The 6,282-nt window shown below is 70.6% G+C and carries 6 protein-coding genes; all 6 read left to right on the forward strand.

The window, feature by feature from the left end:
- The first annotated feature begins 9 nt into the window (after nucleotides 1-9).
- Nucleotides 10-846 (forward strand): class II glutamine amidotransferase, encoded by an 837-nt coding sequence (locus tag Apa02nite_RS34995; RefSeq protein ID WP_203828892.1) that lies wholly within the window; start codon nucleotides 10-12, stop codon nucleotides 844-846.
- A 72-nt stretch (nucleotides 847-918) separates the two neighbouring features.
- Entirely contained in the window at nucleotides 919-2,277 is a 1,359-nt protein-coding gene (locus Apa02nite_RS35000) for an amino acid permease (RefSeq protein ID WP_203828893.1), read from the forward strand.
- 17 nt (nucleotides 2,278-2,294) lie between these two features.
- Nucleotides 2,295-3,512 (forward strand): arginine deiminase, encoded by a 1,218-nt coding sequence (locus Apa02nite_RS35005; protein WP_067699261.1) that lies wholly within the window; start codon nucleotides 2,295-2,297, stop codon nucleotides 3,510-3,512.
- A 22-nt stretch (nucleotides 3,513-3,534) separates the two neighbouring features.
- Nucleotides 3,535-4,536: an ornithine carbamoyltransferase gene (gene argF, locus Apa02nite_RS35010; RefSeq protein ID WP_203828894.1), complete on the forward strand. Its 1,002-nt coding sequence runs from the start codon at nucleotides 3,535-3,537 to the stop codon at nucleotides 4,534-4,536.
- A 3-nt stretch (nucleotides 4,537-4,539) separates the two neighbouring features.
- A complete protein-coding gene (locus Apa02nite_RS35015; protein ID WP_203828895.1) occupies nucleotides 4,540-5,469 on the forward strand; it encodes a carbamate kinase in 930 nt (309 codons plus the stop codon).
- A gap of 52 nt (nucleotides 5,470-5,521) precedes the next feature.
- Nucleotides 5,522-6,247, forward strand: coding sequence for a metallophosphoesterase family protein (locus Apa02nite_RS35020; protein WP_203828896.1), 726 nt, complete (start codon nucleotides 5,522-5,524; stop codon nucleotides 6,245-6,247).
- The last annotated feature ends 35 nt before the right edge of the window (nucleotides 6,248-6,282 follow it).

Here is a 6,282-nt window from a genome sequence, read left to right on the forward strand (position 1 = left end):
GAGCCGTCCATGTGCCGCTGGCTGGCCTACTCGGGCACGCCGATCCGCCTGGAGGAGCTGCTCTACAAGCCGCAATATTCGCTCATCGACCAGAGCCTGCACTCCCGGCTCGGCGTGGAGACCACCAACGGCGACGGGTTCGGGGTGGGCTGGTACCCGGTCGACGGGCCGCCCGCCCCCGCGCTGTTCCGCGGGACCGGGCCGGCCTGGAACGACGCGAACCTGCGCGAGATCGCCGGGTCCATCTCGTCACCGCTGTTCCTGGCGCACATCCGGGCCAGCACCGGCACCGCGGTGCAGCAGACCAACTGCCACCCGTTCCGGCACGAGAACTGGTTGTGGGTGCACAACGGATCGATCCGTGAGTTCAGCACGCTCAAACGGGACCTGATGCTCGCCGTCGACCCGCGGCTCTACCCGTCGCTGGCCGGTTCCACCGACTCCGAGGTGATGTTCCACCTGGCGCTGACGTACGGCCTGCGGGACCGCCCGGTGGCCGCGGTGGAACGGATGGCCGGGCTGGTCGAGTCGGTGGGCCGCGCGCACGGGGTCGCCGATCCGCTGCAGATGACCGTGGCCACCACCGACGGTGACCGGATCTGGTGCTTCCGGTACTCCAGCGAGGGCCACAGCCGGTCGCTGTACTTCAGCACCGAGACCACCGCGCTGCAGGCGCTCTACCCGGAGAACCGGCAGCTCCGCGCGCTCTCCGAGGAGACCCGGCTGGTGGTCTCCGAGCCGCTGGGCGACCTGGAGGGCGCCTGGCAGCCGGTGCCGGAGTCGAGCTACGGCGTGATCCAGAAGGGCGCCGACGAGATGGGCCGGTTCACGCCGGCCGCGCCCTGAGTCATCCCCGCGGAAGGATGCCCCGCCCGGCGGACCCGGGCGAGGCTGCCCGCAGACCGAACGGAGGGCCCGATGAACCGGAGCCTCGGACTGCCCCAGGCGACCGCCCTGATCCTCGGCACCATCATCGGTGTCGGCATCTTCAACCTGCCGTATTCGCTGTCCGGGATCGGGCCGATCAGCATCGTCGCGATGGGGCTGACCACGCTCGGTGCGCTCGCGCTCGCCGTGATGTTCGCGGTGCTCTCCCGGCGGCTGCCCGCCGACGGCGGCCCGTACGCCTACGCCCGCGCCGCGTTCGGCAACACCGTCGGGTTCGTCAACGCCTGGTCGTACTGGATCACCGCGTGGGCCGGTAACGCGGCGATCGTCACCGGCTGGGTCTTCTACGTCGAGCACTTCGTCAACAAGGACTCGGTGACCGGCTGGTCCATCGTGATCGCCCTGATCGGCCTCTGGATCCCGGCGCTGATCAACCTGACCGGCGTGAAGAACATGGGCGCGGTCCAGCTCTGGACCACCGTCGTCAAGTTCATCCCGCTGCTGATCATGTCCACGGTCGGGCTGTTCTTCATCAGCACCGCGAACTACCGGCCGGCCAACGTCAGCGGCGACAACGACTGGCAGGCGATCGGCAGCGCGATGGCCATCTGCCTGTTCAGCTACCTCGGCGTGGAGTGCGCCGCGGTGGCCGCCGCCAAGGTCCGCGACCCGTCCCGCAACGTGCCCCGGGCGACCGTGCTCGGCACGATCGGCGCCGCGGTGGTGTACCTGCTCTCGATGATCGCGGTCTTCGGCATCGTGCCGACCACCACCCTCGCCGAGGACCAGGCGTCCTACTCGGTGGCGGCGAACACGATAGCCGGGGGCGGCACCTGGGCCGGCGACCTGACCGCCCTCGCGGTGATCGTGTCCGGGCTCGGCGCGCTCAACGGCTGGACCATGATCTGCGCGGAGATGCCGCTGGCCGCCGCGAAGGACGGGGTGTTCCCGGCGATCTTCGGCAAGCTGTCCGCCCGCGGTGTGCCGACCGCCGGGATCCTGTCGTCGACCGTGCTCGGCAGCCTGGCCATGACGGTCAGCTACATGGGCGCCAGCGGTGCCACGGTGTTCAACACCCTGGTGCTGATGACCGGGATCACCGCGGCCATTCCGTACGCGTTCTCCGCCCTGGCCCAGCTCAAGTGGCGCCGGCAGGACCGCCGGATGGGCAACCGCGCCCAGTTCGTCCGGGACTCCACGATCGCTCTGCTCAGCCTGATCTTCTCGATCCTGTTCGTCTGGTACTCGCGCAACACCGGCCACGACGACTGGTACGTCGTCTGGGGCCCGTTCCTGATGGCCGGCGCCGCGTTCCTGCTCGGCGTGCCGGTCTACCTCGCCACCCGCAACCGGATGACGGCGCCGCCGCCGGTCCCCACCTACGAGTGATCACCAGGGAGATCACCATGAGTTTCCACGTGGATTCCGAGACCGGCCGGCTGCGGCAGGTGATCCTGCACCGCCCCGGCGTCGAACTGAGCCGGCTCACCCCGGACAACGTCAAGGACCTGCTGTTCGACGACATCCTCTGGGCCCGCCGGGCCCGGGAGGAGCACGACGCGTTCGCCGAGGTGCTGCGCGAGCGCGGGATCGAGGTGCACTACTTCGCGAAGCTGCTCGCCGACGTGCTGGACATCCCGCACGCCCGCACCTGGGTGCTGGACCGGATCATCACCGACGACACGGTCGGTCCCACCCTGGTCGGGCCGCTGCGCCGGCTCGCCGAGCAGGCCGAGAGCGCCAAGCTCGCCGACTACCTGATCGGCGGGGTGCTCAAACAGGAGCTGGCCGGCTTCACCGTGAACAGCCTGCGCTGGGAGCTGATGGGCGCCGACGACTTCGTGCTCACCCCGCTGCCCAACCACCTGTTCCAGCGGGACAACTCGGCCTGGATCTACGGCGGGGTCAGCGTCAACCCGATGGCGATGCCGGCCCGGCACCGCGAGTCGGTGCACAGCTCGGCGATCTACCGGTTCCACCCGATGTTCACCCTCGCCGACTTCGACATGTGGTACGGCGCCGACGACCTGCCGCACCAGCCGGCCACCCTGGAGGGCGGCGACATCCACGTGCTCGGCAACGGCGCCGTGATGATCGGGCTGGGCGAGCGGTCCACCGCGATGGGCGTGGAGAACCTGGCCCGCAACCTGTTCCAGGCCGGCGCGGCGACCAAGGTGATCGCCATCGAGCTGCCGCACTCGCACGCCATGATGCACCTCGACACGGTGATGACCATGATCGCCCGGGACACCTTCGTGATGTACCCGTACCTGCAGGGCGCCCTGCGGTCCTGGACCGTGCTGCCCGCCGACGACCCGGACGGGCTGGAGGTGGTCGGCAACGACGACCTGTTCGCCACGATCGCCGAGACCCTGGGCATCGACAAGATCCAGGTGCTGGAGACCAACGAGGACGTCCGGGCCGCCCAGCGCGAGCAGTGGGACGACGGCAACAACTTCCTGGCGGTCGAGCCGGGCGTGATCGTCGGCTACGAGCGCAACGTCACCACCAACACGTTCCTGCGCCGGCACGGCATCGAGGTGATCACCATCGCCGGCGGCGAGCTGGGCCGCGGCCGTGGCGGGCCGCGCTGCATGACCTGCCCGATCGAACGCGACGCCTGATCCTTCGTCGAAAGGCCCGACCATGTCCGTGAACCTGCGCAACCGCAGCTTCCTCAAGGAACTCGACTTCACCCCGGACGAATGGCGTTTCCTGCTGCGGCTCGCCGCCCAGCTCAAGGCCGCCAAGTACACCGGTACCGAGGTGCCCCGGCTGACCGGGAAGAACATCGCGGTGATCTTCGAGAAGACCTCCACCCGGACCCGGTGCGCGTTCGAGGTGGCCGCACACGACCAGGGCGCGCACGTCACGTTCCTGGACCCGGCCAGCACCCAGCTCGGCCACAAGGAATCGATCGCGGACACCGCCAGGGTGCTCGGCCGCTTCTACGACGCCCTCGAGTACCGCGGCTTCGGCCAGGAGGGCGTGGAGACCCTGTCCCGCTACGCCGGCGTGCCGGTGTGGAACGGCCTCACCGACGAGTGGCACCCCACCCAGACCCTCTGCGACCTGCTCACCATGCGCGAGCACACGGTCAAGCACGACAACGAGATCACGTTCGCGTTCCTCGGCGACGCGCACAACAACGTGGGCAATTCGCTGCTGGTGGGCGGCGCGATGATGGGGATGGACGTGCGGATGGTCGCACCGCAGTCGCGGTGGAACCCGGACGAGGTGATCAAGGCGGCGCGGGCGATCGCGGAGACCACCGGCGCGCGGATCACCCACACCGAGGACGTCGGCGAGGGGGTGCGCGACGCGGACTTCCTCTACACCGACGTGTGGCTGTCGATGGGTGAGCCGAAGCAGGCGTGGGACGAGCGGATCGGGTTGCTCAAGCCGTACCAGATCAACAGGGGCGTGGTGCAGGCCACCGGGAACCCCGCGGTGAAGGTGATGCACTGCCTGCCGGCGTTCCACGACCGGCGGACCAAGGTCGGCGAGGAGATCTTCGAGCACACCGGCCTGGACGCGCTGGAGATCACCGACGACGTGTTCGAGTCGCCGTACTCGATCGTCTTCGACCAGGCCGAGAACCGGATGCACACCATCAAGGCGATCATGGTCGCCACGCTGGGGGCCTGACCGATGCGCATGGTCATCGCGATCGGGGGCAACGCGCTGCTGGAACGCGGTCAGCGGCCGGACGCCGCGGTGCAGCGCGCCAACGCGATCCGCGCGGTCGAGGCGCTGGCCCCGCTCGCCGGCGATCACGAGATCGTCATCACGCACGGCAACGGGCCGCAGGTCGGGATGCTCGCCCTGCAGTCGGCGGCCGACCCGGCGCTGCAGGTGCCGTACCCGTTCGACGTGCTCGGCGCGCAGACCCAGGGCATGATCGGCTACTGGCTGCTGCAGGCGTTGCAGAACGCGCTGCCCGGCCGGCAGGTCGCCGCGATCCTGGACCAGACCCTGGTCTCCGCGGCCGACCCGGCCTTCGGCAGCCCGGCCAAGTTCGTCGGGCCGGTCTACGACGAGCAGACCGGCAAACGGCTGGCCGCCGAGCGCGGCTGGACGGTCGCCGCCGACGGCCCGCAGTGGCGGCGGGTGGTGCCGTCGCCGCAGCCACAGCGGATCGTGGAGACCCGGATCATCCGGTCGCTGCTGTTCGAGGGCACGGTCGTGGTCTGCGCCGGCGGCGGCGGGATCCCGGTGGTCCGTGACCAGGACGGTCAGCTGCGCGGCGTCGAAGCCGTCGTCGACAAGGACCTGGCCACCGCGGTGCTCGCCGAGTCCCTCGACGCCGACGCGCTGCTGCTGCTCACCGACGTGCCGGCGGTCCAGCGCGGCTTCGGCGGCCCGCAGCCGTCGCCGATCGCCCGGGCCACCCCCGCCGAGCTGCGGCGGGAACGGTTCCCGTCCGGCTCGATGGGTCCCAAGGTGGAGGCGGTCTGCCGGTTCGTCGAGCTGACCGGCGGGGTGGCCGCGATCGGCGCGCTCGACGACGCGGCGGCGATCCTGTCCGGCAAGGCCGGGACGGTGGTGACGCCGAGCGGAGAGGGCCTTCCGCCCCGGTGAACGCCTCCGTCGCGTCGGCCCGGCCCGGATCACCTCCGGCCGGGCCGGCGTCATGCTGACCGTCGCGCACGTCTCCGACCTGCACCTCGGCGCGCACGATCCGGACACGGTGCGGTCCCTGATCGCCGACGTGACCGCCGCGCGGCCGGTGCTGACCGTGGTCACCGGCGACGTGACGATGCGCGCCCGGGTGCGCGAATTCCGCCAGGCCAGGACGGTGCTCGACCGGTTGCCGCAGCCGCTGCTGGTGGTTCTCGGCAACCATGACCTGCCGCTGATCAGCCCGCTGCGGGTGCTGTGGCCGTACGGTCGCTTCCGGACCTGGATCACCAGCGATCTGCAACCGGTCGTGCGGGTCCCGGGCCTGACCGCGGTGGGGCTGTCGTCGATGCCGCGCTGGCGGTGGAAGGACGGCCGGATCACCCGGCGCCAGGCGGCGCGGATCACCGGCACCTTCGGCGCCGCCGCGGAGCAGGACCTCCGGCTGGTCGCGCTGCACCATCCGCCGGGCAGTCTGGCCGGCCGGGGCCGGCTGCGGGAGGCGGTGCGCGAGGCAGGCGTCCACCTCCTGGTCGCCGGACACACCCACATCCCTGACGTACGACCGGAGCACGGCACCGTCGTGGTGGTCGCCGGCACCGCGACCAGCCATCGCACCCGCGGCACCGGCCAGTCGTGGAACCTGATCCGGATCAACTCCACCACGATCACCGTCTGCGAGCGGTATGCCACCGGCGCCGGCTGGAGCACCGGCCGAGTGATCAAAGTCAGCCGCTAGCGGTCCCCGGCTGGTCGTGAGGGGTGCCTCGGCAC

The sequence above is a fragment of the Actinoplanes palleronii genome (genome assembly GCF_016862315.1).
Classification (GTDB): domain Bacteria; phylum Actinomycetota; class Actinomycetes; order Mycobacteriales; family Micromonosporaceae; genus Actinoplanes; species Actinoplanes palleronii.